The organism is Saccharopolyspora sp. NPDC045941 (genome assembly GCF_056431445.1).
Genome location: NZ_JBWKKU010000003.1, coordinates 229,433 through 255,286, shown reverse-complemented (window position 1 = coordinate 255,286; position 25,854 = coordinate 229,433). Strand labels below are relative to the sequence as shown.

Here is a 25,854-nt window from a genome sequence, read left to right as displayed (position 1 = left end):
CTCCCTTCTTTATCCCCAACACCCCTTCCCCACCCCCTTTTGCTTCTCTTTGTATTCCCCCTCCTCCTCCCCCCCCCCCCCCCCCCCCCCCCCCTTTCCCCCCCCCCCCCCCCCCCCCCCCCGGGACGGCAGCCGTCTCCGCGCGCGGCTGAACGACGCCCAGATGCACCGATTCGGCTTGGAGTTTCCCGGTTCTAGCTGTTCAGTCTCTTGTGGACTGTCTCGGGAAAGCATCACAGGTTCAAGAACCCGCCACCGAATTCGCGGAATGTCGCACGCCGGCAGGGGACTCGCCCGGATCGGCCCGGTTCTCGTGGAGCTCCGGCGAGTCGCGCTGATCTGCGAACCTGTACTCAGCCCTGGTTGGTGGAGGCTCTGATCACCAGGGTCGGGGGGAGGCGCACGGATTCCGGTGTCTCCCCGGCCATGGCTTGCGCGAGCATGTCGACTGCGGCCTTGCCCATCTGCTTCACGGGAGTCCGCACCGAGGTCAGCGGGATGGGCAGTTCGGCGGCCAGCGGGGTGTCGTGGTAGCCGGCGACCGCCAGGTCTTCGCCGGCGCGGATGCCGTGGTCGCGCAGGGCCCCGATCGCGCCGATCGCGGCGAAATCGTTGACGGCGAAGATCGCGTCCGGCGTCGGGCCGTGGGCGAGCAGTTCATCGGCGCCCTGGTGGCCCTCCTCGACATCGAGTCCGGCCTGGACGATCCGGTTCCCGGGCACCTCGATGCCCTCTTCGCGGTAGCGGTCGACGAATCCGGCCGTGCGGTCGCGGGCCGTGCTCGCGAACTTCGGCCCGGCCAGGACCGCAGCGCGTTCGAAGCCGCGGTCCAGGAAGTGCTCCGCGACCAGCCGGCCACCTAGGTAGTCGTCGCAGGTCGCTGCCGGGAAGCTGCCCGACCACCTGTTGACCAGCACGAACGGGACGCCTCGATCGGCGAATTCGGTGAGGAACGCGCTGTCGAGGTGGGCGTCGCCGAAGATCATCCCGTCAACGCGGCGGGCGAGCATCACCTCGGCCGCGGTCCGCTGCCGCTGCGCGAGGTCGTCGGTGTTGGTCACGAACGTCGACAGGCCGACATCTGCTGCGGCGGCGTGGATCCCCTCGTAGACCATGGCGAGCACGAGGTCCGACAGACGTGGGACGAGCACGCCGATCAAGCCGCTTCGCCGGGTGCGCAAGCTGGCCGCGTGCGGATTGGGCCGGTAGTCGAGCTCCTCGGCGATCTGGCGGATCCGCTCGGCGAGTTCGGGGGAGGCTGCCGCGCGCCGCTCCTGCGCAGTTCCGTTGAGCACGCGGGAGACCGTCGAGGAGTGGCTTCCGACGGCTTCTGCGATGGCGCGCAAGGTCGCGGGGCGGCGCGGCTTGGACGGCGCTCCGCGAGGGGCGTCTTGCGTCGACATCGGAGGAACTCTACCCAGCCTCTTGACGCCTGGTGGATAAGACCACCATAGTCACCCAAACGTTTGGGGCAAACGTTTGGGTGGCCGGTCGGCGATGAGCGCGTTCTGCCCGGACGCGCACCGGAGGTGATCGAGTGAACGTCGAACTGCTGGCGCCCGACCGCGAACGGCTGTGGTCCGATCTGCACGATCTCGCGCGGCTGAGCGAGCCGGATTCGGAAGGCTGGACGCGCCGGGTCTTCAGCGAGCCGTACCGGGCGGCCCGGCATTGGGTGCGCAGCCGGATGCGCGATGCCGGGCTGGAGGTCTCCGTCGACCCCGCGGGCAACATCATCGGCCGGCTTCCGGGCCGGCACGGTGGCGCTCCGCTGGTCACCGGCTCGCACACGGACACCGTCCGGGGAGGCGGGCGGTTCGACGGGATCGTGGGAGTGCTCGGCGGCATCGAGGTCGCGCGACGGCTGCGGGAAACGGGGACCCGGCTCGATCACGATCTCCTCGTCGTCGACTTCCTCGGCGAGGAGTCCAACCCGTACAGCGGTAGCTGCCTCGGCAGCCAGGCGGCGACCGGGGTGCTCACGGCGGAGAACCTGGACCGGGTGGACGCGGCCGGTAACCGGCTCGGCGACGTGGCGACGGCCTTCGGGCTGGAACCTGGCGGGATGCTCACGCCCACCTGGGCGACGAGGCCGCTGCACGGCTACCTCGAACTGCACATCGAGCAGGGGCCGACGCTGGAACAACGGGGCATCGGCATCGGGATCGTCACCGCGATCGTCGGCATCGAGCGCTTTCTCGCCACCTTCACCGGCCGGTCCGATCACGCGGGGACCAGGCGGATGGACGATCGGCGGGACGCGTTGGTCGCGGCCGCCAGGACGGTGCTGACCGTCGAGCGCGAGGGATGCGCTGGGCCCGGCAATGCGGTCGCCACCTGCGGTGACCTGCGGGTCGAACCGGGTGCGGAGAACGTGGTCCCGGGCCGGACGCGCCTGGCGGCCGAGTTCCGCAGCGAGGACCAGGTCTGGCTGTCCGGTGTTCGCCGGCGGATCGTCGAGGAGATCGCTCGGGAAAGCGCCGAGAACGGTGTCGAAGTGCTGATCGACTGGACCGTGGACAATCCGGTCGTCCCGACGAATCCGTCCGTGCAGAACCTGACGTCGGCCGCCGCCGACGAACTCGGCCTCTCGTGGATGGCGATGCCGAGCGGGGCCGGCCACGATGCCGCACATCTGGCCGCGCGCTGCCCGGCAGGGATGATCTTCGTGCCCTCCCGCGACGGTCGCAGCCACTGCCCCGAGGAATGGACCGACTCCGGCCAGATCGCCACTGGCGTGCACCTGCTGGCGGCCAGCCTGGTCCGGATGGATCGAGAGTCCGCTGTGGACAACGACTTCGGGGGCGGCCGGTGAAGGACCGGGCTTCTGCCGGCAGCGACATCCGCTGAGCGCTGACGGTAGGCGAAACCGCGCCGCCAGGAGGCTGCCATCGAACGGTGTGCAGGTACGGCGGCCGTGATCGGGCGTGATCCCTGGTCATTCGCCGACGACATCGACGAGCCGCACCGGGCATTCATCGGCAGGCGGCGGTGACGTCGTACCGGGCGGGCTGGTCCAACGCGTACTCGCGCGCCGCGCCCCGCCGCATCCGCTGCGGTCTTCATCGGCGCTGAGTTTGGGTATACCATTCGGCGCGAGCGAGCAGTCGGGGCTTCTGTTCGGCTGATCCGCCGGGACTGGATAGCGCGATCCCGCGGCGGATGCAAATCGCCTTGTTGTAGGCACATCGTTACTTCTGGCCGTCCGCTCGGCGGGGTGGGCTCGACGGCGGCGCTTTCGAGCGAGTCAAACATTTGGTATACAGATTGCGATCCTTGATGTACCGTCGCTTCACCTCACACCCCTGAGCACCGAAGGATCGACGTGCCGGATCCGCATGAGTCGCCGAGTCGAACGCGCCGTGCCAGCGCATCGGAGCCCGTCGATGGGCAGGTGTCCACCCTGCCTTCACCGGAATCCGCGGCTGCGAAGGCCGAGCGCGGGCCCGCTGCGGAGATCGCCACCGCGCGGTCGCTGCTGGGCACGGCGTGGCTTCGGATTCGGCGCAGCCGGATCGCCATCGCCTCGCTGGTCGTGGTGGTCCTGACGGTGCTGTTCGCGGCGCTGGCCCCGGTGTTGGTGGCCATCGAGGGCTCGGATCCGTTCACCACCCGGATCGGGCCGGACTTCCTGGACGACTTCTACGCGCCGGGCTTGCCGCTGTCGTACTACCGCTACCCGTCCGGTGAGCATTGGCTCGGTCTTGAGCCGGGACTCGGCCGCGACATCTTCGCGCGAATGGCCTACGGCGCAAGGATCTCACTGACCATCGCGCTGCTGTCCACAGTGGTGTCCGTGGTGCTGGGCACCGTGCTCGGCGCTGCCGCCGGATACTTCGGCGGCAAGGTCGACATGGTGATCAGCCGCGTGATGGATCTGTTCCTGGCGTCTATTCCATGCGCCGTAGGTGGGTGTGACGCCCTGTACGGAACCCGTTGTTTATCTCGATAAACCAACACCCTACGATGACTTTCGATGCGATCGTGTGGCGAGGCGGGGGAGACCGGGCATGCCCGCTACACCTACCGTCTCCGTCTCTCTTGCGCTACCGAACGCGCTTTGCTTGCTGAGTGGGACCGGTGCTGGTGGGTGTGGAACACCTGCGTCGCTGCCTCCCGCGAGGCACACAAGCGGGGTGAGAAGTGTGGACCCGCACAGCTCGATAAGCAGCTCACCGCGCACCGCGCCGAACACGAATGGCTCCGCAGCGGCGCGAGCGTGCCGCAGCAGCAGATCATACGTGACTTCGCCCGCTCCCGAGCCAAAGCCCTCAAGGACATCAAGAACCGGCTGCCGATGCGGCAACGAGCGGGGATGCCCCGCTTCAAGAAGAAAGCCGTCGCGGACCCGAGCCTGAACTACACGCTCCGAGGCTTACGGGTCACCGACGGTCGCCTGCGCCTCGCCGGGGGCATCGTGGCCACCGTCGTGTGGTCCCGCGACCTGTCCAGCCGGCCCAGCTCTGCGCGTGTCTACCGCGACTCGCTGGGGCACTGGTATGTCTCGTTCGTCGTCGCCGCCGAGGCCCAGCCCCTGCCTGAAACTGGGCGCACGATCGGAATCGACTGGGGTGTCAAGGAAACCGCCACCACCACCTCCGACGAGCACGATCTCCCGCACTCCCCGCACGGCAAACGCGCGGCGGCGAAGCTGGCCCACTATCAACGCCAGATGGCTCGCCGCCGACAGCCGAAGGGCAAGCGGCAGACCAAGGGCTACTGCCAAGCCCAGCGGCTCGCGGCCAAGGCACACAAGAAGGTCGCACGAGCTCGCCAGGACGACGCCCGGAAGTGGGCGAAGAAGGTTGTTACTGACCACGATGCGATCGCGGTGGAGGACTTCCGCCCGAAGTTCCTTGCCAAGACCACGATGGCTCGTAAGGCCGCCGATGCGACGATCGCGGCCACCAAGAACGAACTCGTGATGATGGGTCGCAAGCACGGCCGACTGGTCGTGCTCGTGGACCCGCGCAACACGACGAAAGACTGCGCTGGGTGCGGAGCAAGAACCACGCACGCCCTGCCGCTGTCAGAACGTACCTACACCTGCACGCAGTGCGGACGAACGTCCTTGAGGGACAAGAACTCCGCGCATGTGATGCGGGTCCGGGCTGGGCTGTACCCGGCTGGTGCTGAGAGCAGAAGACCCGATCAGGTGCAGCCTGATCGGGCAGCTTGAGCCAGAAATCCCCTGCATCCCTTGAACGGACGGGACCAAGAATCCCCTCCCTTCAGGGAGGGGAGCAGTCAACTTCACCCTGTCCACCGCGCAGGCCACCATCAGCCAGCAGCTGATCGCCGACTCGGATCCGACGGCGATCACGTTGGACAGCAACGGTGGCCTGCAGGCGTCCGACGCGGCCAAGCTCAACGAGCCCGAGATCAAGGCGCGCACCGCGGCGGGGTTGCTGGGTTGCACGGACGTGCTCGACTTCAACACCGAGACGATCAAGGATCCTCAGGTGCGCAAGGCGATCGCGCTGTCCATCGACCGGAACGCGATCCAGTTGCAGTACGGCGGCGCGCGGTTCGGCAAGGTGACCCAGTCGTACATCAACGAGGCTCAGCGCGGGTACGTCGAGCAGCACACCGACCTGGACCCGGCGGGCAAGCCGAAGCTGGACGAGGCCAAGAAGCTGCTGGAAGGCAAGGACTTCCCCAAGACCTTGGTGTACGGCTACGCGGACACCAACACCCGGTACAAGAACGTCGGCACCGTGCTGCAGCAGGACCTCAAGGCCCTCGGCATCGACGTGCAGCTGCGTCCGATTCCGGCCGCCAACTACTACACCGTGCTGGCCGGTGACCAGATGCCCGACATCGCCCGGAGCGGCTGGTGCGGTGGCGCGGACAGCGGTTCGGTGCGCACCACCATCGACCCGAACGTGGGGCCGAGCGTGGACGGCAAGACCTACGGCTTCTCCAACATCCCGCGGTACTACGACCCGAAGATCTCCGGCGAGATGTACCAGCTCCGCGGCGCCAACGGGTCGAGCGAGGAACTGGGAAGGCAGTGGGCGACCCTGTTCGACCAGGTCATGCAGTCCTATCCGCTGGTTCCGCTGGTGCGCACGTTCACCAACAGCGTGGTCGGTTCCAAGGTCCGCAACGCGCAGGTGGGCTACTTCTTCGGCTCCATCGACCTGTCGATCGTCGGCGTCGAGCGGTGACGGTCGGGGAACGAGAGAGGTAGAACGGTGAGTCCATCCCGAGCTGGCAGGTTGCGCCCATGACCAGGTTCGTACTGCGGCGGTTCGTCGCGATGATCGTGCTGCTGCTCGTCATCAGCTTCGTGACGTTCAGCTTGTTCCAGCTCGGTCCGGCGGACCCGGCCGCGGCGGCGTGCGGGCAGGAGTGCACTCCGCAACGCATCGCCGAGGCCCGCGTCGCGCTCGGGATGGACAAGCCGTTCCTCAGCCAGTACTTCGCCTACATGTCCGGGCTGCTGGGCGACCGCACGGTAGGAGCGCCGGGCTCCGGGACCCTGTGCTCCTGGCCGTGCCTGGGGAAGTCGTTCCAGACCAACGAGGACGTCACCACGATCATCGGGCGGGCCCTGCCGTACACGGTGTCGGTGGGCATCGGTGCGATCGTGCTGTGGACCATCGCCGGCGTCGGGCTGGGGCTGCTGGCGGCACTGCGCAAGGGCCGGCTCACCGACAAGTTGATCGTCGGCGCCGCCTCGATCGGGGTGTCCCTGCCCATTCCGGTGACCGGTCTGCTGCTGCTGTTGTTGTTCGTCAGCACGCTGGACCTGTTGCCGTTCACCACCAATGAGATCGTCTCGCCGTTCGGCGCGGCGGGTCCGGGCGGCTGGTTCCTGAACTACCTGCTGCCCTGGGTGGCGCTGGCGGTGCTGTTCAGCGCGCAGTACATCCGGGTCACCCGCAGCAACATGCTGGAGACCTTCGGCGAGGACTTCATGCGAACCGCGCGCTCGAAGGGCATGCCCCGGCGGCGCGTCGTGTTCAAGCACGGTGTGCGTGCCGGGATCACGCCGGTGGTCACCATGCTCGGGATGGACATCGGCGTCCTGCTGGGCGGTGCTGTGCTCACCGAGCAGATCTTCTCGGTGCCGGGCGTCGGATTCACCGCGGTGCACGCCGCGCAGTCCGGCGACCTGCCGGTCACCATGGCCATCACCATGATGGCCGCGTTCTTCATCATCGTCGCCAACGTCCTGGTCGACGTCGCCTACGCGGTGATCGACCCACGAGTGAGGGTCGCCTGATGACCACGCCTGAAGCCGCGCCCATGCTGGCCATCCGCGACCTGAGGGTGAGCTTCCCGACCGACGACGGCGTGGTGCACGCGGTCAACGGGATGGACCTGACCCTGGCGCGCGGGGAAACCGTCGGCATCGTCGGCGAATCCGGTTCCGGCAAGACCGTCACGACCCAGGCACTGATGGGGCTGCTCAAGGACACCTCGGCCGCGGTCACCGGTCAGATCCTCCTGGACGGGCAGGACCTCAACGCGCTCACCGAGGCCCAGATGCGCGTCTACCGGGGCAAGAAGATCGCGATGATCTTCCAGGACCCGCTGTCGGCGATGCACCCGTTCTACCCGGTCGGGGTGCAGATCGCCGAGGCCTACCGGGTGCACAACGACGTGTCCAAGAAGGCCGCGGCGGCGGTCGCCGTAGACATGCTTGGCCGGGTCGGGATTCCCGGCCCGCGGCGCCGGTACTCGGCATACCCGCACGAGTTCTCCGGCGGCATGCGGCAGCGCGCGATGATCGCCATGGCGCTGGTCTGCGAGCCCGAGCTGCTGATCGCCGACGAACCCACCACCGCGCTGGACGTCACCGTGCAGGCCCAGATCCTCGATCTGCTCAACGAGTTGCAGGCCGAGACGGGCACCTCGGTGATCATGGTGACCCACGACCTCGGAGTGATCGCCGAGGTCTGCCACCGGGTCGTGGTGATGTACGGCGGGGTGCACGTCGAGCAGGCGACGGTCGCCGACCTCTTCAGCGACCCGCGACATCCCTACACCCAGGGGCTGCTGGCCTCGATGCCGTCGCTGGCGGGGGAGTCCGAGCGGCTCACACCGATTCCGGGCTTCCCGCCGTCGTTGTCGGCGCTGCCCGAGGGCTGCCTGTTCGCGGACCGCTGCCCGAAGGCGCACCTGGTGCCGGACAACGCCTGCGGTACCCGTCTGCCGACGCTGATCGGCCCCGAGGGGCACCCGTCGCGGTGCCATCTGGAGACGCTGCCCCCGGCCGGAGAGGTGGTCCGATGACGCCGCTGCTGCAGGTCACCGACCTGACCAAGCACTTCCCGATCCGCTCCGGCGTCTTCAAGTCCGCCGGCGGCGTGATCAAAGCCGTCGACGGGGTCAGCTTCTCGATCGACGCCGGGCAGACCCTCGGGCTGGTGGGGGAGTCCGGTTGCGGCAAGTCGACCACCGGCCGACTGCTCATGCGGTTGCTGACCGCCACTTCCGGGAGCATCCGGCTCGACGGCCAGGAGATCGCCGAACTCCGCCGGTCGGACCTGCAGGAGTACCGGCGCCGGGTGCAGATGGTGTTCCAGAACCCCTCGTCCTCGCTCAACCCGCGCCAGTCCGTGGGCAGTGCGATCGCCGCGCCGCTGCTGGCCCAACGGGTCACACCGACCGGCGGCGTCAAGGCCAGGGTGCGGGACCTGATGGACCGGGTGGGGCTGCGTCCCGACCACTACAACCGCTTCCCGCACGAGTTCTCGGGCGGCCAGAAGCAGCGCGTGGGCATCGCCCGGGCGCTCGCCCTGGACCCGCAGCTGATCATCTGCGACGAACCGGTGTCCGCGCTGGACGTCTCGGTGCAGGCGCAGGTGATCAACCTGCTGGAGGACATCCAGCGGGACACCGGGGTGGCGTACCTCTTCATCGCGCACGACCTGTCCGTGGTCAAGCACTTCGCCGACCGCGTCGCGGTGATGTACCTGGGAAAGATCATGGAGTACGGGGACAGCGCCGGCGTTTTCGGCGCTCCGCAACATCCCTACACCCAGGCGCTGTTGTCCGCCGTCCCGCAACCGGACCCGGCGGCGGATCGGAGCGGGCGGATCCGGCTGTCCGGCGATCTGCCCAGCCCGGCCGACCCGCCGCGCGGCTGCGTGTTCCAGTCCCGGTGCCCGGCGCATCCGCTGCTGGACCCGCAACGCCGGCAGTTGTGCACCGACAGCGTGCCGAGCGGCGACATCGCCTGCCATCACACCGATGCCGCAGGAGAAGCACTGGCCGCCGTGCCCCGGTGAGCCGATCCACGTCCTGCTGAACATCCGTACCGCGCAACAGAAAGGTGACGACCGTGTTGATCCGCGACATCCGCCCGTGGGGTGACGAGCGCAGCGATGTCGAGCTGGCCGGCGATCGCATTGCGGGGATCCGCCGGCACGATCCGGCCGCGCAGCCGGCCGGCGAGGTGGTCGAGGGCCGTGGCCGGCTGTTGCTGCCGTCGTTCAGCGACGTGCACGTGCACCTGGACTCGACGCGGATCGGCCTCCCGTTCCGGCCGCACACGGGCGGTCCGGGAGTGTGGACGATGATGCTCAACGACCGGCAGAACTGGCGCACCGCGGAGGTTCCCCTCCAGGAGCGGGTGGCCGGCACGCTGGAGCGGATGATCGCCCGCGGCACCACGCGGGTGCGGTCGTACGCCCAGGTGGATGTGGACTGCAAGCTGGAGAAGTTCGATGCCGTGGTGGCCGCGAAGGAGGAGTTCGCCGGTCAGGCCGACGTCCAGATCATGACGTTCTCGCAGGCAGGCATCCTCCGCGAGGAGGGCACCGCCGACTACCTGGAGGCCTCGCTGAAGGCCGGAGCCGACGTGATCGGCGGCATCGACCCCTGCAGCCTCGACCGGGATCCCAAGGGGCACTTGGACGTCGTGTTCGGGCTGGCCGAGAAGTACCAGGTGGAGGTGGACATCCACCTGCACGAGCCGGGGCATCTCGGGGTGTTCTCCACCGATCTCGTGCTCGAACGCACCCGGGCGCTGGGCATGCAGGGCAAGGTCACGATGTCCCACGCCTACGAGCTGGGCTCGGTCTCCGAATCGGTGAGCCGCCGCATCATCGACGACTTCGCCGAGCTGGACATCGCGATGGCCACCGTGGCACCGGCCGACCGGAACCAGCTGTCCCTGGAGGCGCTGACGGAGGCGGGCGTCCGGGTGGGCCTGGGCGAGGACGGCCAGCGCGACTACTGGAGCCCCTACGGCAACTGCGACATGCTCGACCGCACCTGGCAACTGGCCTTCACCAACAAGTTCCGTCGTGATGACCTGATCGAGATGTCGCTCGCGGTCGCGACCATCGGCGGGGCCTCGATCATGAGCCACGACGTCGCCCGGCTCGCCGGGGTCGCCGACCGGCCCGGTCTCGCCGTCGGCGACCGCGCCGACCTGGTGCTGGTCGACGGCGAGACGCCGACCAGCGCCGTGATGGACCGCGGCACCGACCGCACCGTCCTGCACGACGGTGTGGTCGTCGCCGACCAACTGGCCCTGGTACGCCGCTGAGCCCCTTGCCGCAAGCCGGAACGGATGGGCATGCCGGCGATTTCCGCGAAGGACTCTGCTCATCGTCGGCGCGCCGTTGCGGGAAGTGATCGCGGCTTTCTAGCCGTCGACGTCCGCCAGCCCTTCGTGGACGCGTAGCAGCAATCCTTGGAGCAATTGGCGTTCCTTCGCGTCCAGCGGCTGGAGCACCTTGTCCTGGACGGCTCGTGCCTCGGCGTCCAGGTCCGCCAGGAGGGCCCGCCCGGCGGGGGTGAGGGAGACGGAGACCCGCCGCCGGTCCGCCATGTCGCGCGCCCGGTCGACGTACCCGGCGGCGGCCAACTGGTCGACCACCTTGGCCATGTCGCTCGGGTCCACGCCCAGCCGGACAACCAGGTCGCGCTGGGCGTGCGGCCCGAAGTCGGCCAGCGCGGCGAGGGCCGCCATGTCCCACAGTCGCAGGCCGCGCTCGGCCAGCCGCTCGGCCAGCAGGCCGCGGGCGGTCTTGCCGACCCGGGAGAGCAGGTAGGTGCTGAGATCCAGCAGGGTCGGCGGAGTGGATCGATCGGCGGGCATAGTGCGAGTCTAAGGTGTCCACCTATAGTGGGTGCAGACCCACTAATTTGCCGCCGACCCGAGGAGTCCTGCTGTGGATGCCCTCTACCCCCGCCTGCTCGTCACCCGCTTCGCCGAGTGCTTCCGCTTCTACGAGGCGATCCTGCCGCCGCTGGTCGGCGCAAGCCTCGTCAAGGGCGCGCCGGAAGGCCCCTACGCCAACTGGGACGTCAACGACGAGGCCGTCCTGGTGCTGTTCGATCGCGGCGCGATGGCCGCGACCATTGGCACCGGGGCGCTTCCCGCGCGACCCGGCCCGGCGCAGGACACCGCGATGCTCGTCTTCCGGGTGGACGACGTGGACAAGCGGCTGGCCCTCTGCCTGGAGCACGGTGGCCGCCTCGTCATCGGCCCGACCGGCCGGCCGGAGTGGGGCCCGAACCTGCGCAGCGCCCACCTGCGCGACCCCGACGGCCACCTGATCGAGCTCCAGTCCTACTAGGGTCGGGCCGTTGGTCACTGGTCGAATACCGGATATCAACCTCGTTCGGTCACGGTGAGCCGGTAAGGCCGTGACCGTGCTGCTCGACGACGGCTCGCAGCGTCAGGTTCCCGTCGATGAACTGGGCGTCGGACAGCGGTTCCTCGTGCGGGCGGGGGAGACGATCGGCACCGATGGTCGCGTTGTCGATGGCCAGGCCGCGGTCGACTGCAGCGCGATGACCGGTGAGTCGGTTCCGGTCGAGGTCATCGCGAACGACGAGGTCGTCGGGGGCACGGTCGTGCTGAACGGCTGGCTGGTCGTCGAAGCGACCAGGGTCGGTCAGGACACCCAGTTGTCGGCGATGGTGCGGATGGTCGAGGAGGCGCAGTCGGGCAAGGCCGCGGTGCAGCGGCTCGCCGACCGCATCTCCGCCTACTTCGTGCCCGCCGTGCTGGTGGCGGCGGCGGGCACGTTGCTCGGATGGCTGCTCGTGGTGGGATCGCCGCAGGAAGCGTTCACCGCGGCGCTGGCCGTGCTGGTCATCGCCTGCCCATGTGCGCTGGGACTGGCGACACCGACGGCTCTCATGGTGGCGTCAGGCCGGGCGGCGCAGCTGGGGATCTACATCAAGGGCTACCGGTCGCTGGAGTCCACACAGGACATCGATACCGTGGTTCTGGACAAGACCGGTACCGTCACCGACGGCCGGATGACCGCGGTCGAGGTGAGCTGCGTCCCCGACGTCGACGTGCGACGCGTGCTGCGCCTCGCCGGCGCAGTGGAGGACGTCTCCGAACACGCGGTTGCTGCGGCGGTCAGCTCCTACGCGCGCGCGGAGCTGGAGGCTCTGCCGCAGGTCGAGCGGTTCACCGGCATGCCGGGACTGGGGGCGACCGGAATGGTCGAGGGCCACGACGTGCTCGTGGGACGCGCCAAGCTCTTCCACGAGCGTGGTCTGGAGCTGCCGGAGGATCTCGACCGCACGCGCCGGAAATGGGAGCAGCAGGGCAACACGACGGTCGTCGTCGGTTGCGACGGGAGCGCGGTGGCCGTGATCGCGGTGGCGGACCGGGTCAAACCGTCGGCTGCGGCGGCTGTGGCCGAACTGCATCGAATCGGCCTGCGCACGGTGATGCTCACCGGCGACAACGACGCCACCGCGCGGAAAGTCGCCGAGGAAGTGGGCATCGGCGAGGTGATCGCCGAGGTTCTGCCGGGCGAGAAGGTCGAAGTCGTGCGGCGCCTGCAGTCCGGGACGTCGCCGCCCTTCCGCTTGCGGCGCTGGGCCTGCTCAATCCGCTCATCGCCGCGGCCGCGATGGCTCTGTCCTCGGTGCTCGTCGTATCGAACAGCCAACGACTGCGCCGCTTCTCCGGGAGCACGGCCCACCGCGACGGCGACACCGCGCTACCGGCGGCGTAGCTCCACTCGTTTCAGGGGCTGCAGAGCCTGTTTCCGGACTTGCTCAGCGTGGCGGAACCTCAAGAGCCTTCTCGCTGTGGGATCCCCTACCCATGATGCCCCGGAGTTTCTGCTGCGGCGTGTGGGGTACTCCCCGCACGGAAATGGTTCTTGACCGGGGGATGGTGACCAGGATGAGGAAATGCGCTGCGGCAGCGTTCGGTGGTGCGGCCTTGGTGGCGGCGTTGGCTGTGCCCGGCGTTGCGGCGCACGCGGCTCCGCCGTCGACGAACCCGGCGCAGTCGTCCGGCATCGTGGCCGCCGAACTGGCTGAACAGGACAAGTCCTTCATGACGCAGGTTGCGCAGGTGAATCTGGCGGAGATCACCATCGGCAAGCTGGCGCTGCAGAAGGCCACCACGCCGCAGGTGCGGTCGCTGGCGCAGGAAACGCTCACCGACCACCAGAACGCGCAGAGCAAACTCGAACAGCTGGCCGGTCAGAAGGGCGTGACACTGCCGTCGTCGCCGAACGAGGGACAGCAGAACATCGGGAAGCAGCTGGAGGGCGCGTCCGGCGCTATGTTCGACACCACCTATCTGCAGGCGCAGATCTCCGGACACCAGGAGGCGAGCACGCAAACGCGTGCCGAAATCGACTCCGGCCGGGATGCCGACGTGCAGGCTTACGCGAAGGACTTCCTCCCGGCGGTGCTCAAGCACCTGAGTCATGCCCAGGCGGCTGCGAAGGCCCTCGGAATCGCTCCGAAGGGGGCCAACACGGGTTCCGGCGGGCTGGCGGAGCGAGCACGGTCCCATGCTGCCGACCTCGGCCTGGTGGCGGGAGGTCTGGTGATTTCCGCGGGTGCCGGCGTGGTGCTGCTGCGTCGGCGCCGGCAGCTCGGGTGAGCTCGTGGCGGCGCCGGGTGCCGGAGGCTCTGCTGGCGCTCGGTCTGGTGATCGTGGCGGTGGGACTCGGCCATGTTCTGGCCAGCGGTCCCACCCTGCCGCATGTCGGAACCGTCCCGCCCGCCCATGCGGGACCTGCTCCTGCTGCGGAGCGGGAGGCGCTGGAGTCGGCGTCACCGAGCGAGGTGCCGCAGCGGGTGCGGCTGCCGACGATGGCTGTCGACGCACCGGTGCAGCCGGTGCTGCCTGGGCCGGACCAGCAGCTGGGCGTACCCGAATCACCCAGCGTGGTCGGCTGGTGGAGCGCCGGCGCCGCACCAGGGGCTCGGCGCGGCACAGTCGTGCTGGCCGGGCACGTCGACACCCGCAGCGCCGGCCCGGGTGCTTTGTTCCGGGTGGCTGATCTCCAGCCCGGCGACCCCCTTGAGGTCACCTCCGCGCACAGCACGCACCGGTACCGGGTCGCGGCAGTGCGCAGCTACCCGAAGGCATCCCTGCCTGCGGACGTGTTCGACCGCACCGGCCATCCCCGGCTGGTGCTGATCACCTGCGGAGGCCCCTTCAACGACAGAACCCACGAATACGATCACAACATCGTCGCCTACGCCGTCCCGGCGTAGGCGCATGGCATTCCCATGCCATCCACACAGTCGGCGGCTGTTCTGCCCGGGCTGGGGTGGTAGATCAAAGCCATGGGGGATGTCCACAACCAGTTCGCGGGGAACGCGACCTACGTGGTGCAGGCCGGGGAGATCATCGGCGACATCGTGTTTCCGGCGGTCACGGACTCGGCTCTGGACACGGCGGCGAGGGGGCTTGCCGGGATCGTGCACGCGCAGTGGCGGGACGAGGCCGTGGCGAGAGGTCTGCCGGGCGCGGGAAAACTGCCTGTGCAATGGGTGGCGGACTGGTCGGTGGCCGACCACCGGGAGAACGTGGGATCCGGGCCGGCCGGTGGGCTGGCCGAGCTGACGGAGGCGTTCCGCTCGATGCCCGAGCAGCGGCTGGCGATCATCGGCGGGCCGGGCTCGGGCAAGACGTCGCTGGCGATCCTGTTGGCGCTGGAGCTGCTGCGCGATCGCGCGGCGGACCAGCCGGTACCGGTGATCTTGCTGGCGTCGTCGTGGAACCCGGTGAAGGAGCACTTCGACGTCTGGTTGGGGCGCCGCATCAAGGAGGAGTACCTGGGACAGGGCGAGGATCTGAGCCGTGACCGGATCCGGGAGCTGGTGCGCGACCGCAGGATCCTTCCGGTTCTGGACGGCCTCGACGAGATGCCGGAGTTCCTGCTCGAAGAAGCGCTTGCCAAGTTGAACAGGGCGCTGGGCGACGGCTCGCCGGTGATCCTCACGTGCCGGGCCGCGGAATACGCCGAGGCGATCGCTGACAAGAGCGTGCTCGGCGGCGCCGCCGTGATCCGCGCACAGCCAGTGGATGCTCAGACGGCAGCAGGCTATCTGCGCAGGACCTCCCAGCCGCGGCAGCTGGAACGGTGGGAGCCGGTGCTGTCCGAGCTCACCACGAATCCCGGCGGACCGGTCGCCAAGGCGTTCGCGTCGCCGCTGATGCTGTGGCTCGCGCGCACCGTCTACAGCAGCAGGGTGAACGATCCCACCGCGTTGCTCGACAGGAAGCGCTTTCCCGCCGCGTTGGCGATCGACCGGCATCTGCTCGACGCGTTGGTGCCGGCGGTCTTCCCGGCTGGGCCGAGGTCGCCCGATCAGCCGAAACCCATTCGGGATTGGGGGCCGCAGCGGGCCCAGCGGTGGCTGGCGTTCCTGGCCGCGCACGTGACGCGCTTGCACAGCAGGGAAATCAAGTGGTGGCGCCTGAGCCGGGCGAATCCGGTCCCGCTCATCGAGGTACCCGCTCTGATCGCGAGCTATTTCGTCCTGGTCCAGGTGATGGACCTCCTCGTCGATTGGTACCCCACCCCGAACGCATTCCAGTCGTTCGAGATCACTCTCGGCTCGGACGTCGCGTTGAAAACCGCGCTCGCCGGTGGGGTGGTCATCGGCTTGCTTCGGTTGTGGAAGAGCGAGTTGCCACGGCGACCGAGGCTGAAGGGGCGGCTGGTCGGCACGATCACGACGCTCGCGATCGTGCTCGTGCTAGTGCCGTTCTTGCCCAGCGGCGCAGACATCTTGTTCTTGGGCGTCGGCGTCACAGCAATCCTGATCCTCGGATTCAGCGCGCCGATGCAGTCCGCCCAAGTACTGGGGCCCCGTGCGTTGCTCCGCGGTGAGCAGGCGTGCACCGCACTGACAGCGGCGCTGGTCAGCCCCGCGGTCGGAGCGACGGTGGCCTGGCTGCTGCCGACGTCGGGCTGGGCGGCGGCGTCCGGGATCTGGGTGATCGGCGGGCTGGCGTCCGCGGTCGTGGTGGTCGTGCTGAGCCCGTGGTGCCAATGGCTGCTGGCGAAGGCGGTGTTGGCGGGGATGGGCCGATTGCCCTGGTCGGTCCTGACCTTCCTCGAAGATGCCCACCGCGCCGGGGTGTTGCGCCGGGTCGGCGGCGTGTACCAGTTCCGGCACTCCCATCTGCAGGCCCGGCTCGCGTCGGCGTGGACAGGGAAGGACGTCGTGCAGGTCGCGGGCCGGTACGAGGCGGACGAACTGCGGATCCACAGCCGCGGCGAAACCGGGTTCAAGCCGCAGGTGGTCGTGGTGCTGCTGCCCGTCATGGTAGTGGTCTTCATCGTCCAGTCCGGGAACAGCTTGACGGACATCCAGGCGTGGCTGAGCTTGGGCGCACTCCTAGGCGGGCCCATGCTGGTCGTCTGGGCCCTGCTCCGCCTCCTGAGCCGGAAGATCGAGCTGCATCTGACCAGCGAGGTCATCGAGGCAACGGTCGGCCGCCGGACGCTCACCTTCCCGTGGGACGAGGTCGCGGAAGTCGCCGTGCGCAAGTTCGAACCGCCGTTCGGCAAGAGCGAAGAGTTCATGCTGCACGTGCGCCCGGCGCCCGAGGCAGAGCTCGCCGCGTGGGTACGGGTCAACTCCGCCGGATGGATCGCGATGTACCACTTGCCGGCCGACGGCTCCGTGCCCGCTCAGCTCGAGCAGGCGCTCGTCCGCTTCGCAGGAGAGCGCTGGAAGCCGTTCAACTGATCCGGTGCGTTGAACGAAGTTCTCGGTCGCCACGTCGGCATCCGTTCTTCTGCGCTGGTAGTTCCACCTGGCGGAAATTCAACAAAATGTTGACGTCGGTCGGATCTCGGACGTAGCTTGCTCCTACTCGACAGCGCAGGAGTGCCTGTGGCACCGCGCTCTGCACCGGGAGGAGGCATCGGAGCCGGCCCATCACGTCCCGTTGACGCCGGGCGAACGCGGCCCCGCCGCGCCGGACCGCGACGCGAGGGTGAGGGGGTGGACCGTTCGGTGTCGTCCCGTCCTGTGGTCAACAAGAACAGACCGGTCCACGCGTCCGCGGACCGTGGGCAGTCGTTTTCTAAGGGGAACTGGTCTTGGCAACGATTTCGCAGGGGGATCCGGCCCCAGCGTCCTGCCACCCGGTTGACGAGAAGTTACCGGCCAAGCGACTGATTCCAGCCGCTTTCCAGCACGTCGGGGCGATGTACGCGGGCGTTGTGGCGCCGCCTCTCATCCTTGGCCCCGCCTGTGGCCTGGACCCGCACGACCAGGTCGTGCTGATCTCGGTGAGCCTGCTGGTGGCAGGGCTTGCGACGTTGCTGCAGACGCTGGGAGTCGGGCAGCTCGTGGGCAATCGGCTGCCTTTCGTCAACGCTAGTTCCTCGGCCGGGCTGGCGTCCTTGCTGTCGGTGGCGCAGGCTGCGGAGGACGGCCACGAGATCCGGACGGTGCTCGGCGCCGTTCTCGTCGGCGGCGTGTTCTGCCTGGCGGTCGGCCCGTTCTTCGGCCGGTTGATGCGGTTCTTCCCGCACCTGGTCACCGGCGTGGTGATCACGTTGATCGGTGTGTCGCTGATGACCGTGCCCGTAGCCTGGGCGCAGGGCGGAGAGGGCTCCGCGGACTTCGGGGCTCCCGCCAATCTCGCGCTCGCATTCTTCACCCTCGTCGTCATCGTCGTGCTGCAGCGGGTGTTGCGCGGCTTCCTCAAGCAGATAGCGCTGATCCTGGGCTTGGTCATCGGCACGTTGGCCGCCATTCCGTTCGGCATGGTCGACACCGGCATGTTCGAGCAGACGCCCTTGTTCTCGTTGCCGCAGCCGCTGCAGTTCGGCGCGCCCGAGTTCCACCCGGCCGCGATCCTCGCGGTGTGCATCGTGATCCTGGTGGCGATGACCGAGAGTTCGGCCGGGATGCTGGCGATCGGTGAGATCTGCGAACGCCCGGTCGAGCAGGAGGTCGTCACCCGCGGGCTGCGGGTGGACGGCATCGCAACGACCCTTGGCTCGCTGTTCGGAGGACTTCCCACCAGTGCCTTCGCCCAGAACGTCGGCGTGGTGTCGCTGACCCAGGTGCGCAGCCGGTTCGTCGTTGCCGCCGCCGGTGGCGTGATGGCTCTGCTGGGGCTGTTCCCGGTGCTGGGCGGCGTTGTTTCGCTGGTGCCGTACCCGGTGCTGGGAGGGGCGGGGCTGATGCTGTTCGGCAGTATCGCCGCCAGCGGCATCCGCACGTTGTCGCGGGCGCATCTGGAGCACGGCCACAACATGTTCATCGTGTCGGTCGCCCTGGCGGTCGGGCTGATTCCGCTGGCCGCGCCGAAGATCTACCAGCAGTTCCCGGAGTGGTTCCAGACCGTGTTCGGCACCGGCATCGTCGCCGGCGCCGTCGTGGCGGTGCTGCTCAACATCGTCTTCAACCATCCACTGAGGACCCCGTCATCCGAACCGGCAGCACCCGAACCCGTTCACGGCACCAGCGGCTAGGGCGCCCGGCGAACGCGGCCAGAACCCGGATCCACGAGGATCTGGTCGCGATTCGCTGCGAAGTGGACACTTCCTGTCTCGTGATCTACTGCGCCGGGGCGGTGCGGGTCGAACGGAGAAGTTCGGGGTCTTCAGGGGTATGAAGGTGTGGCCCAGCGGCTCATGCGCGCTGACCACGCGGCTTCCCGGACGTCGGTGTTGCGGTGGTTCCGCAATGCCAGGAGCCGTTGGGTCCAGGTGGTGGCCCATCCTGCTTGGCGAGCGGTCGTCGTGACGAGCTGGACCGCGAGCAGCCCGGGTACTGATCCGTCCTGTTGGGACAGGTGGTCGGTGACTGCCGCGACGGTGTCGGGGCTCCGGTGCTGCGTTGGCATCCCGTAGTCGGTGGGGGCTCGCCAGCGGTGTGGCCGTTCGTCGATGGCGTTGACGAGCTCGTCCCAGATGGCGAGGTCGGGCGGCCCGGAAAGGGTCTGCTCGGCCAGCTTTCGCAACAGCGGCACGCCAGCGGCGTGCATTCCGGCTGCGCGGCACCCGTCGAAGAGGATCCGGGATGCGGTGGTGTCGACCTCCGCAGTGGTGTCGAAGTAGCCTCCGTGCGCGCCAGCGGATGCCAACTCTGCCAGCCGGTGCCATGCGACGACGGAGAGGTCCGCATTTCCGGTGGTGATGTCCAGGACCAGACCGTCCACGACAGTGGCGAGCGCGCTCGGGCGCCCCAGGAGAAGGCGGGAGACGACCTGGAACAGGTCCTGCGGCGCACCAGCGTTCGCCAGGTGGGCCAACTGGTCGATCGCGCCCGGCGCGTGGGGCCACCACTCGGCGTACGCGTTGACCAAGTCGAGTGGGGAGTCGGGGCCCTCGCTGGTGAGGGCACCGGCCAGCACGCGGGCGAAACCGGGCCGCTGGCCGGGGGCGAGTCGGCCCGGTGCGGCCTTGAAGACGGCGGCCCGCACGGCTGCTTCGCCGCGAACCGCTTCGCCTAGCATTCCCGGCACTCGGGCGTCCTCGTCGAGGAACCCGAGCAACGCGGTCGCCACGGCAGCGCGGATGTCGCGATGCAGCGCGGCATCGGCCCAGGCAACAGCAAGCGCGTCGACAGCCCCAGCGGGGCGGTGCTCGCCCAGCAAGCGGGCCGCTTCCTTCGCTGCTCCGACCGAGGCGCGTGTGAGGATCGGCAACAGCGCCTCGTGCGCTGCGTACTCGGGGAGCATGTCGAGTGCGTCGCCGAGGGAACGCACCGCAGCGCGGGCCACCGGACCCGCTGGTGCACCTGCATGGTGCAACAGAGAGGGGAGCGCGCGTTGCGGTGCTGCGGCACTCAGAGCCGACAGCGCGGCCGCGGCCACCGGAGGCGGAGCTGTGTCAGCGATCGATGTCAACGTGTCGGGGGCACTGATCATCCTGACCGCCGATTCCCGTTCTCGCAGGGCGGTTTCCTCGTCACCGGCCACTGCGGCGGCATGTGTCTCGAAAGCGGCGCGCTGTTGCGGCGTCCACCGGCCGCGCCTGCCAGCGGGCAGGGCGGGCAGCGGTTCGCCGGAGTCCAGCAGCCGATCGAGCAGGTCGGTCCTCCGGGTGGCCACGACCTGCCAAAGCGCGTCGACCCTGCCGAGATCCGGGTTGTGCGCGACCAGTTCCCCGACCCGCTCGTCACGGGTTGCGGGAGAGGCAGTCCACACCCGCGCTGCTGCCGCCGCCTCAGCGGGATCGTCTGCCGTGCGGGCGATCTCGCCGACGAGCCGGTCGAGCTCCGGAACGGAATGCAGGACCGTTGCGAGGAGTTCGCCTGCCCGCAAAGCGAGCGAGCACCGCCCGTGGCGCGCGTCCCGAAGGGCGCGGTCGCGCAGGCCCGCCCACAAACCGGGACCGGCGCCGGCGGGCAGCCCGCGGGCCGGCGAGCTCCCGCCTGCCGATCGGGGGTCGGCGTGCAGCCGGGCCAGCAGTGCTTGCAGGTCGTTCACCCGGTCTGGGATGCCGCGCGCAATGGCGCTGGTCAGGGAACGGGCCAACCACCGTGAGATCAGTGCGAAGGTCTCCCGAGTGGTGTCGCGGGAACCGGTCGCCGCGTGCACGACCTCTCGGAACACCGAAACAGGGACCGCCGAAAGCAGGCGCGACGGTGCCGCAGCGACCGGGCGAAGTGCGGCGGCGCGGATCAGGTCCTGGTCGTGCCAGGCGCGCCTGGCCGCACGCAGCGCCGAGACGAACGCCTCCGGGTCGCGCTCGCGCACGGCGCAGGACAGCAGTGCCTCCCACGCGGCGCGCCGTTCTTGGTAGCGATGGCTGGCCGTGGCTTCCAGCAGCGCCGGGGCGGCCTGGTCGTAGGGCAGGACCGCCGTGATCGCCAGTCGCCGCCAGCCCCGGCCGAACTCGCCGTCGGCGAGGACGCGATGCCCCAGCTCGGCCCTGTCGGCAGCGGGCAACAACGCGAGTTCGTCGGCGGTCACGTCCGTTCCCAACTGCTCGGCGGAGTAGGCGAGGTCGACCACTCCCCGCCGCTGCTCACGCGGGACAGCGCCCAGCACCGACGCGCGGGCAGGACCGGGCCCCAACAGCCGCAGCAGTGCTGCTACCCGGTCCGCGCCCATGGCCGCGATGGAGGCCCGGCTCCGGGCGCTCAGCGGCATACCGTGGTAGACGTGCGATCTCAACCAGCGGGGGTCGGCCTCGAGCAGCTCGTCCGGTTCGGAGAACAGCGCGGAGAAGATCCGGGGGTCCGAGGCGAAAGCGTGAGCACCCCGTAGCTGCTCGCGCAACACCTTGGCCACCGACCGCGGCTGCCTGGTGGCCAGGACTGCGAGCAGGTCGCGATGACCACGCAGCCACGCCGCACGTTCCCGGCCCTGCTTGCCGGCAGTCTCGGACAACACGAACTCCGCTACGGCGGCGGGTGCGGTGCGGCCGAGCCGGTGCAGCGAGCCTGCGCTGGCGCCGGCCGTGGCCAGCCACCGGGCGACCACGTCCGGCGAACAGGCCGGCAGCAGCTCCGCGAGCTCTCCGCGCCCGTACCGCTCGTGGACTTCACTTGCAAGTACGTCCGCGAGAACGCGGCGACGGGATCGCCGCAGGACGCCGTACACGGCCAGCCGATCCAACCGGCCCCCACCGCGGACCAGCGCGGCCAACGCATCATCGGAGACCGGAAGCCTGATCGCGGCAGCGAGTGCGCGTCGCCGCAGGACCGGATCGGCCACCGCGCGTTCAAGGGTCGCAAGATCACGCCGCACCACGGCCAAATGGAGACCGAGGTGTCGTTCGTACGTACCGCCTGAGTCCAGACGTGCGTGGACGGACGCGTATTCGGCGTCGGACAGCCGACGAGCGTACGCGGACAGCGCACGCATCCGTGCCGGGAAGGACAGTGCGTCAAAAGACCTGCTGCCGGGCACGATGACTCCCGGCTCATGCGCCGCGCTCACCGGATGGTGGCCGGGTCAACCTTTCGTTCAGTCATGCCGCCATGATCCTTGTCAACGCCGATGTTGGCAAGCGGTTCCCACCGAGTACCGGCGGGCTCGCCTTACCCGGTGCGGCGGTGCGTGACGAACACCGGCCAGCGGCCACGACCCCTGACCGGCCTGGACAGCGGATCGGCGCCGACCTCAGCTCGTGAAGCCTGCACCGTGACCGGGCAGCGGCGGGCGGAACATGCACCACGCGCAATGATCAGGCGGCTGCGCAAAGATCCTTTTTGGACACGCGGCCCGGCGAGCGAAGATGCCGGACGTGCACCGGCGCTTCGGAGCACGAATGCCTTTCGAGAAGGCGAAACGTCGGTGTGTCGTGCTCTAGCGGCTCTCGACCGCGACCCGCAGGCCCAGCGCGACCAGGACCGTGCCGCTGACAGCTTCGAGCCGACGACGGATCTTGGCTCGCCGGAACCACGCACCGGCACGCGCCACCCCGGCCGCGAGGGCGAGGTAGAAAGCGGTCTCCACGACGACCTGGATCAGCGCGAGCACCGCCGTCGTGGCCAACAGCTGCCGGTCGGCCGGGATGAACTGCGGGTAGAAGGCGAACATGAAGATTGCCGCCTTCGGGTTGGCCAGCATCACCAGCACACCCTCGCCGAAGGACCGCCGAGCCGACTGCCGGGGCGAGGCGGCGGCCTCGACCGGTTCGCCGGTGCCCTTCGCCCGAATCGCGGCGATCCACGAGCGCACCCCGAGGTAGATCAGCAGTGCTGCGCCGGCCACCCGCAGCACCAGATACGCGACCTCCGAGGCAGCGACCAGGGCGGCCAATCCCGCGCCGGCTGCCAACGCCCACAGGTAGAGCCCGGCTTCCAGCCCCAGCACGGTCGCGACAGCGGATCCGAAGCCGTGCAGCGCGGCGCGGCGGAAGATCAACGCCATGGCCGGTCCGGGCGAGGCGGAGATCAGCAGCACTGCGAGCAGGAAAGCGGGCAACACCTGCAGCACGTCCATCGTCGGCGCAGCCTCCTGTCCAGATCAGTTCCGAGGACAAGCTACTGGAACATCCCGACAGGAAGCGCCGGATCCCTCAGCTGCCGAGGCCGATGCTGCGGCTGTCGAGAAGCGCAGCCGCCGTCCGCGGCGCAGATGTCAACTGGGCGTCGCGTCGTAGCGGGCACGTGCCTCGTCGATATCGGAACCGTGTTGATCGGCCCAATCGGCCACTGTGGACAGCGGAAGGAGGAAGGTTCGGCCGAGTCCGGTCAAACCGATGACAGTACCTGCCCCGCCCAGGAACTGGTTCCAGCCCAGCAGCGCGACGCGCTCACCGCCTACGCGGTCGCCTTCTACCGCTACGAACTGTACGGCGATCAGAACGGGTTGCTCGTACTGACCGGCCAGCGACCCCTGCCGGGAGCGACCGCGAAGGTGCGTGTGGTGCCTCCGCGCCTGTAACGCCAAGGGGTCGCGAGCCACGCCGAATGGCGGGAACAGGCTGGACATCACCACACACGCGGTCGAGCGGATCGCCGGTCGCCCCGCGACGACCCTGGCCGAGTTCTTCGCCAGCCAGCGCGAGGAACTGCTGGGCTGAGCGCTCCTTCGTGAAGAGCCTTCCACCGCAACGTTTCCGCGCTTCTCCGACGGGCTGGTGCCTCGTCCAAGCCGGCGCCAGCCTCATATCGATTGCGCCACCACATCGGCGGCCCATACTGTCATGGCAGTAGTTCTTGCTGATCTCCCCGAAGGAGTCGGATGACCGTGACCGATCGTGCCCTTGGCACCGCGCCTGCGCTCACGCACTTCGCTGGTCGCGCCGGCGACCACAACGACCGGGCGATGGTTGGCTCGCGACTGGTGGCGGCAAGCCTCGCTGCTCGTTTCGGTGCCGAGCCGGTCGTCATCGGCCAGCCGCAGCCGGCGCTTTCGGTGGGATGGAAAGAGGAGCTCGCAGCCGCGCTCCCGGCTCTGCAAGAGATGTCCCAGCGGTACGAGCAGCTGCTCGGTGACGGCGGCGTGCCGGTGACCGCGCTGAGCCGCTGCGCGGTCGCCCTGGCCACCTTGCCGAGGATCGCTGCTCACCGACCCGATGCCGTGGTCGTGTGGTTCGACGCTCACGCGGACATCAACACCCCGCAGACCTCTGCGACCGGTTACCTGGGCGGTCTGGCGCTCAGCGGTCCGCTCGGCCTGTGGGACTCCGGTCTCGGGAGCGGCCTGCCGCAGCAGAACGCCGTCCTCGTCGGAGCACGTGACATCGACCCGCCGGAGCAGCACCTGATCGATCGCGGCGACATCGAACTCGTCGAAGTCGGGCCCGGCCTGCCGGAGGAACTGCGACGTGCGATCGACGGTCGGCCGGTATACGTGCACCTCGACTGCGACGTGCTCGAACCCGGCACCGTGCCGACCGACTACCTCGTGCCGGGTGGGCTGAGCCTCGCGCAACTGCAGCAGGCAGCCGAGGTACTGGCCGAAAGCGAAGTCATCGGTGTCGAAATCGGCGAGTTCGAATCGCATGCAGATGCCGCGCCCGCAGCGCCCCTCATCGATGCGTTGGAACCGGTTCTTCAAGTAGTTGCGCGTTCCTTGAACGCAAACCGCGCTGGAGCATGACGCACGGTCATGTTGGTCGCCGACAAGAACACCCCGGGAGAGACCCGGTCGGGAACTGGACACGATGTTCGAGGCGGAGGCAGAGCGATGTGAAGCACCGTCGCCGCTCCGGCATCGCCCTGCTGTACCTGCTCACCGTGGGAGTGAACGCGACGTTGATTCCCGCTGTGCAGCAACGCGATTGCCCAGCTGTTCGTGAGTGGTCGCAACCGGCGCGTGAGGTGTTCTCGTACTCGCTGAGCCTCCTGGAGGCAGGAAGGTAGTGGCTCGCCAGGCGAGCCCAGGTGCCTGATGACCGACAAGATCGACTTCAAGAAGACCCTCGACTCCTACCGAGCACAACGTGGCCGGTTTCGGGTCGTGGACGTGCCCGACATGCGGTACCTCATGGTCGACGGTCACGGTGATCCCAACACCTCGCCCGCTTTCGCCGAGGCGGTCGAAGCGCTCTACCCGGTTGCCTACAAGCTGAAGTTCGCCAGCAAGCAGGGCCTCGGCCGCGACTACGTGGTCCCGCCGTTGGAAGGCCTGTGGTGGGCCGAGGACATGGACTCCTTCACGGCCGCTCGTGACAAGTCGCAGTGGGACTGGACGATGATGCTCATGGTCCCCGGCTGGATCGACCAGGCCATGTTCGCCACCGCGGTCGAGCAGGCCGGGAGGAAGAACCGGCCAGCGGGTCTCGGCGACGTCCGTCTGGATGCGCTGTCCGAGGGGCGGTGCGTGCAGACGCTGCACGTCGGCTCCTTCGACGACGAGGCGGACCTGCTCGCGCAACTGCATCACGAGTTCATCCCCAGTCACGGGTTGTGCATGGCCGGCAAGCACCACGAGATCTATCTGAGCGACTTCCGCAAGGTCGCACCCGAGAAGCAGCGCACCATCCTCAGGCAACCGGTGCGTTCCGCGAACGCTGCGGACGTTCGGCACCGCTGAACCAGGACAGGCCGTCCTCCAGTCATGTGGTGTCGATGGAGCCGGGCGCGGCGGCGAGTCGGCGCGCGGTCGGATCCACTGTGGACACTTCCTGCGGTGCTGGACCCGGAGCGCAACGGGGCGGCGTCGACCGACGCGAACCTCACCGCGGTCGTCCAGATCCGCGCCGCGCTCAGGTGAGGCGTTGGTCCGTTGGCCGG

22 protein-coding genes are annotated in these 25,854 nt (G+C 68.8%); 17 read left to right on the top strand and 5 right to left on the bottom strand.

Going from position 1 to position 25,854, the window contains the following annotated elements; all coding sequences use genetic code 11:
- Nucleotides 1–353: 353 nt before the first annotated feature.
- Entirely contained in the window at nucleotides 354–1,403 is a 1,050-nt protein-coding gene (locus tag AC07FN_RS04075; RefSeq protein WP_478394260.1) for a LacI family DNA-binding transcriptional regulator, read from the bottom strand.
- A 134-nt stretch (nucleotides 1,404–1,537) separates the two neighbouring features.
- Here AC07FN_RS04075 and AC07FN_RS04070 point away from each other — a divergent pair, with 134 nt between their 5' ends.
- The 8 genes from AC07FN_RS04070 to AC07FN_RS04035 all read left to right on the top strand — a co-directional run bounded on the left by AC07FN_RS04070 (nucleotide 1,538) and on the right by AC07FN_RS04035 (nucleotide 10,507).
- A complete protein-coding gene (locus tag AC07FN_RS04070; protein ID WP_478394259.1) occupies nucleotides 1,538–2,815 on the top strand; it encodes a M20 family metallo-hydrolase in 1,278 nt (425 codons plus the stop codon).
- Between the two features lie 579 nt (nucleotides 2,816–3,394).
- Nucleotides 3,395–3,952 (top strand): ABC transporter permease, encoded by a 558-nt coding sequence (locus AC07FN_RS04065; protein ID WP_478394258.1) that lies wholly within the window; start codon nucleotides 3,395–3,397, stop codon nucleotides 3,950–3,952.
- Between the two features lie 24 nt (nucleotides 3,953–3,976).
- Nucleotides 3,977–5,179, top strand: a complete 1,203-nt coding sequence (locus tag AC07FN_RS04060) for an RNA-guided endonuclease InsQ/TnpB family protein (RefSeq protein WP_478394257.1) — start codon at nucleotides 3,977–3,979, stop codon at nucleotides 5,177–5,179.
- A gap of 79 nt (nucleotides 5,180–5,258) precedes the next feature.
- A complete protein-coding gene (locus tag AC07FN_RS04055; RefSeq protein WP_478394273.1) occupies nucleotides 5,259–6,170 on the top strand; it encodes an ABC transporter substrate-binding protein in 912 nt (303 codons plus the stop codon).
- Between the two features lie 59 nt (nucleotides 6,171–6,229).
- Nucleotides 6,230–7,231 carry an ABC transporter permease gene (locus tag AC07FN_RS04050; protein ID WP_478394256.1) on the top strand — a complete coding sequence of 334 codons (1,002 nt, stop codon included), beginning with the start codon at nucleotides 6,230–6,232 and terminating at the stop codon, nucleotides 7,229–7,231.
- A complete protein-coding gene (locus AC07FN_RS04045) occupies nucleotides 7,231–8,244 on the top strand; it encodes an ABC transporter ATP-binding protein (protein ID WP_478394255.1) in 1,014 nt (337 codons plus the stop codon). The genes AC07FN_RS04050 and AC07FN_RS04045 overlap by 1 nt, the downstream gene beginning before the upstream one ends.
- The gene (locus tag AC07FN_RS04040; RefSeq protein WP_478394254.1) at nucleotides 8,241–9,242 is read left to right on the top strand and encodes an ABC transporter ATP-binding protein; all 1,002 of its coding nucleotides are present in this window, start codon (nucleotides 8,241–8,243) and stop codon (nucleotides 9,240–9,242) included. The genes AC07FN_RS04045 and AC07FN_RS04040 overlap by 4 nt, the downstream gene beginning before the upstream one ends.
- A gap of 53 nt (nucleotides 9,243–9,295) precedes the next feature.
- Nucleotides 9,296–10,507: an amidohydrolase family protein gene (locus AC07FN_RS04035; protein ID WP_478394253.1), complete on the top strand. Its 1,212-nt coding sequence runs from the start codon at nucleotides 9,296–9,298 to the stop codon at nucleotides 10,505–10,507.
- A gap of 99 nt (nucleotides 10,508–10,606) precedes the next feature.
- On the opposite strand, the gene AC07FN_RS04030 is transcribed toward AC07FN_RS04035, so the two are convergent.
- The gene (locus AC07FN_RS04030) at nucleotides 10,607–11,062 is read right to left on the bottom strand and encodes a MarR family winged helix-turn-helix transcriptional regulator (protein ID WP_478394252.1); all 456 of its coding nucleotides are present in this window, start codon (nucleotides 11,060–11,062) and stop codon (nucleotides 10,607–10,609) included.
- A 73-nt stretch (nucleotides 11,063–11,135) separates the two neighbouring features.
- On the opposite strand from AC07FN_RS04030, the gene AC07FN_RS04025 reads away from it, so the two are divergent.
- The 6 genes from AC07FN_RS04025 (at nucleotide 11,136) to AC07FN_RS04000 (ending at nucleotide 18,686) form a co-directional block, all read left to right on the top strand.
- Nucleotides 11,136–11,543 (top strand): VOC family protein, encoded by a 408-nt coding sequence (locus AC07FN_RS04025; RefSeq protein WP_478394251.1) that lies wholly within the window; start codon nucleotides 11,136–11,138, stop codon nucleotides 11,541–11,543.
- Between the two features lie 70 nt (nucleotides 11,544–11,613).
- The gene (locus tag AC07FN_RS04020; protein WP_478394250.1) at nucleotides 11,614–13,101 is read left to right on the top strand and encodes a heavy metal translocating P-type ATPase; all 1,488 of its coding nucleotides are present in this window, start codon (nucleotides 11,614–11,616) and stop codon (nucleotides 13,099–13,101) included.
- Nucleotides 13,102–13,240: 139 nt separating this feature from the next.
- Nucleotides 13,241–13,834 (top strand): DUF4142 domain-containing protein, encoded by a 594-nt coding sequence (locus AC07FN_RS04015; protein ID WP_478394249.1) that lies wholly within the window; start codon nucleotides 13,241–13,243, stop codon nucleotides 13,832–13,834.
- The gene (locus tag AC07FN_RS04010; protein WP_478394248.1) at nucleotides 13,831–14,454 is read left to right on the top strand and encodes a class F sortase; all 624 of its coding nucleotides are present in this window, start codon (nucleotides 13,831–13,833) and stop codon (nucleotides 14,452–14,454) included. Before AC07FN_RS04015 ends, AC07FN_RS04010 begins: the two co-directional genes overlap by 4 nt.
- A gap of 72 nt (nucleotides 14,455–14,526) precedes the next feature.
- Complete coding sequence (locus AC07FN_RS04005; RefSeq protein WP_478394247.1) at nucleotides 14,527–16,944, top strand: hypothetical protein; 2,418 nt, start codon at nucleotides 14,527–14,529, stop codon at nucleotides 16,942–16,944.
- A gap of 356 nt (nucleotides 16,945–17,300) precedes the next feature.
- Complete coding sequence (locus AC07FN_RS04000; RefSeq protein ID WP_478394246.1) at nucleotides 17,301–18,686, top strand: nucleobase:cation symporter-2 family protein; 1,386 nt, start codon at nucleotides 17,301–17,303, stop codon at nucleotides 18,684–18,686.
- A 131-nt stretch (nucleotides 18,687–18,817) separates the two neighbouring features.
- Here AC07FN_RS04000 and AC07FN_RS03995 read toward each other — a convergent pair whose 3' ends face one another.
- The 3 genes from AC07FN_RS03995 to AC07FN_RS03985 all read right to left on the bottom strand — a co-directional run bounded on the left by AC07FN_RS03995 (nucleotide 18,818) and on the right by AC07FN_RS03985 (nucleotide 23,605).
- Nucleotides 18,818–21,880, bottom strand: a complete 3,063-nt coding sequence (locus AC07FN_RS03995; protein ID WP_478394245.1) for a hypothetical protein — start codon at nucleotides 21,878–21,880, stop codon at nucleotides 18,818–18,820.
- 594 nt (nucleotides 21,881–22,474) lie between these two features.
- Nucleotides 22,475–23,113 carry a LysE family translocator gene (locus AC07FN_RS03990; RefSeq protein ID WP_478394244.1) on the bottom strand — a complete coding sequence of 213 codons (639 nt, stop codon included), beginning with the start codon at nucleotides 23,111–23,113 and terminating at the stop codon, nucleotides 22,475–22,477.
- A 138-nt stretch (nucleotides 23,114–23,251) separates the two neighbouring features.
- Nucleotides 23,252–23,605 carry a hypothetical protein gene (locus AC07FN_RS03985; protein WP_478394243.1) on the bottom strand — a complete coding sequence of 118 codons (354 nt, stop codon included), beginning with the start codon at nucleotides 23,603–23,605 and terminating at the stop codon, nucleotides 23,252–23,254.
- Between the two features lie 252 nt (nucleotides 23,606–23,857).
- On the opposite strand from AC07FN_RS03985, the gene AC07FN_RS03980 reads away from it, so the two are divergent.
- From AC07FN_RS03980 to AC07FN_RS03970, 3 genes are all read left to right on the top strand, one after another.
- A complete protein-coding gene (locus tag AC07FN_RS03980) occupies nucleotides 23,858–24,718 on the top strand; it encodes an arginase family protein (protein ID WP_478394242.1) in 861 nt (286 codons plus the stop codon).
- Nucleotides 24,719–25,009: 291 nt separating this feature from the next.
- The gene (locus AC07FN_RS03975; RefSeq protein WP_478394241.1) at nucleotides 25,010–25,654 is read left to right on the top strand and encodes a GyrI-like domain-containing protein; all 645 of its coding nucleotides are present in this window, start codon (nucleotides 25,010–25,012) and stop codon (nucleotides 25,652–25,654) included.
- Nucleotides 25,655–25,678: 24 nt separating this feature from the next.
- Nucleotides 25,679–25,834 (top strand): hypothetical protein, encoded by a 156-nt coding sequence (locus tag AC07FN_RS03970; RefSeq protein WP_478394240.1) that lies wholly within the window; start codon nucleotides 25,679–25,681, stop codon nucleotides 25,832–25,834.
- Nucleotides 25,835–25,854: the final 20 nt, after the last annotated feature.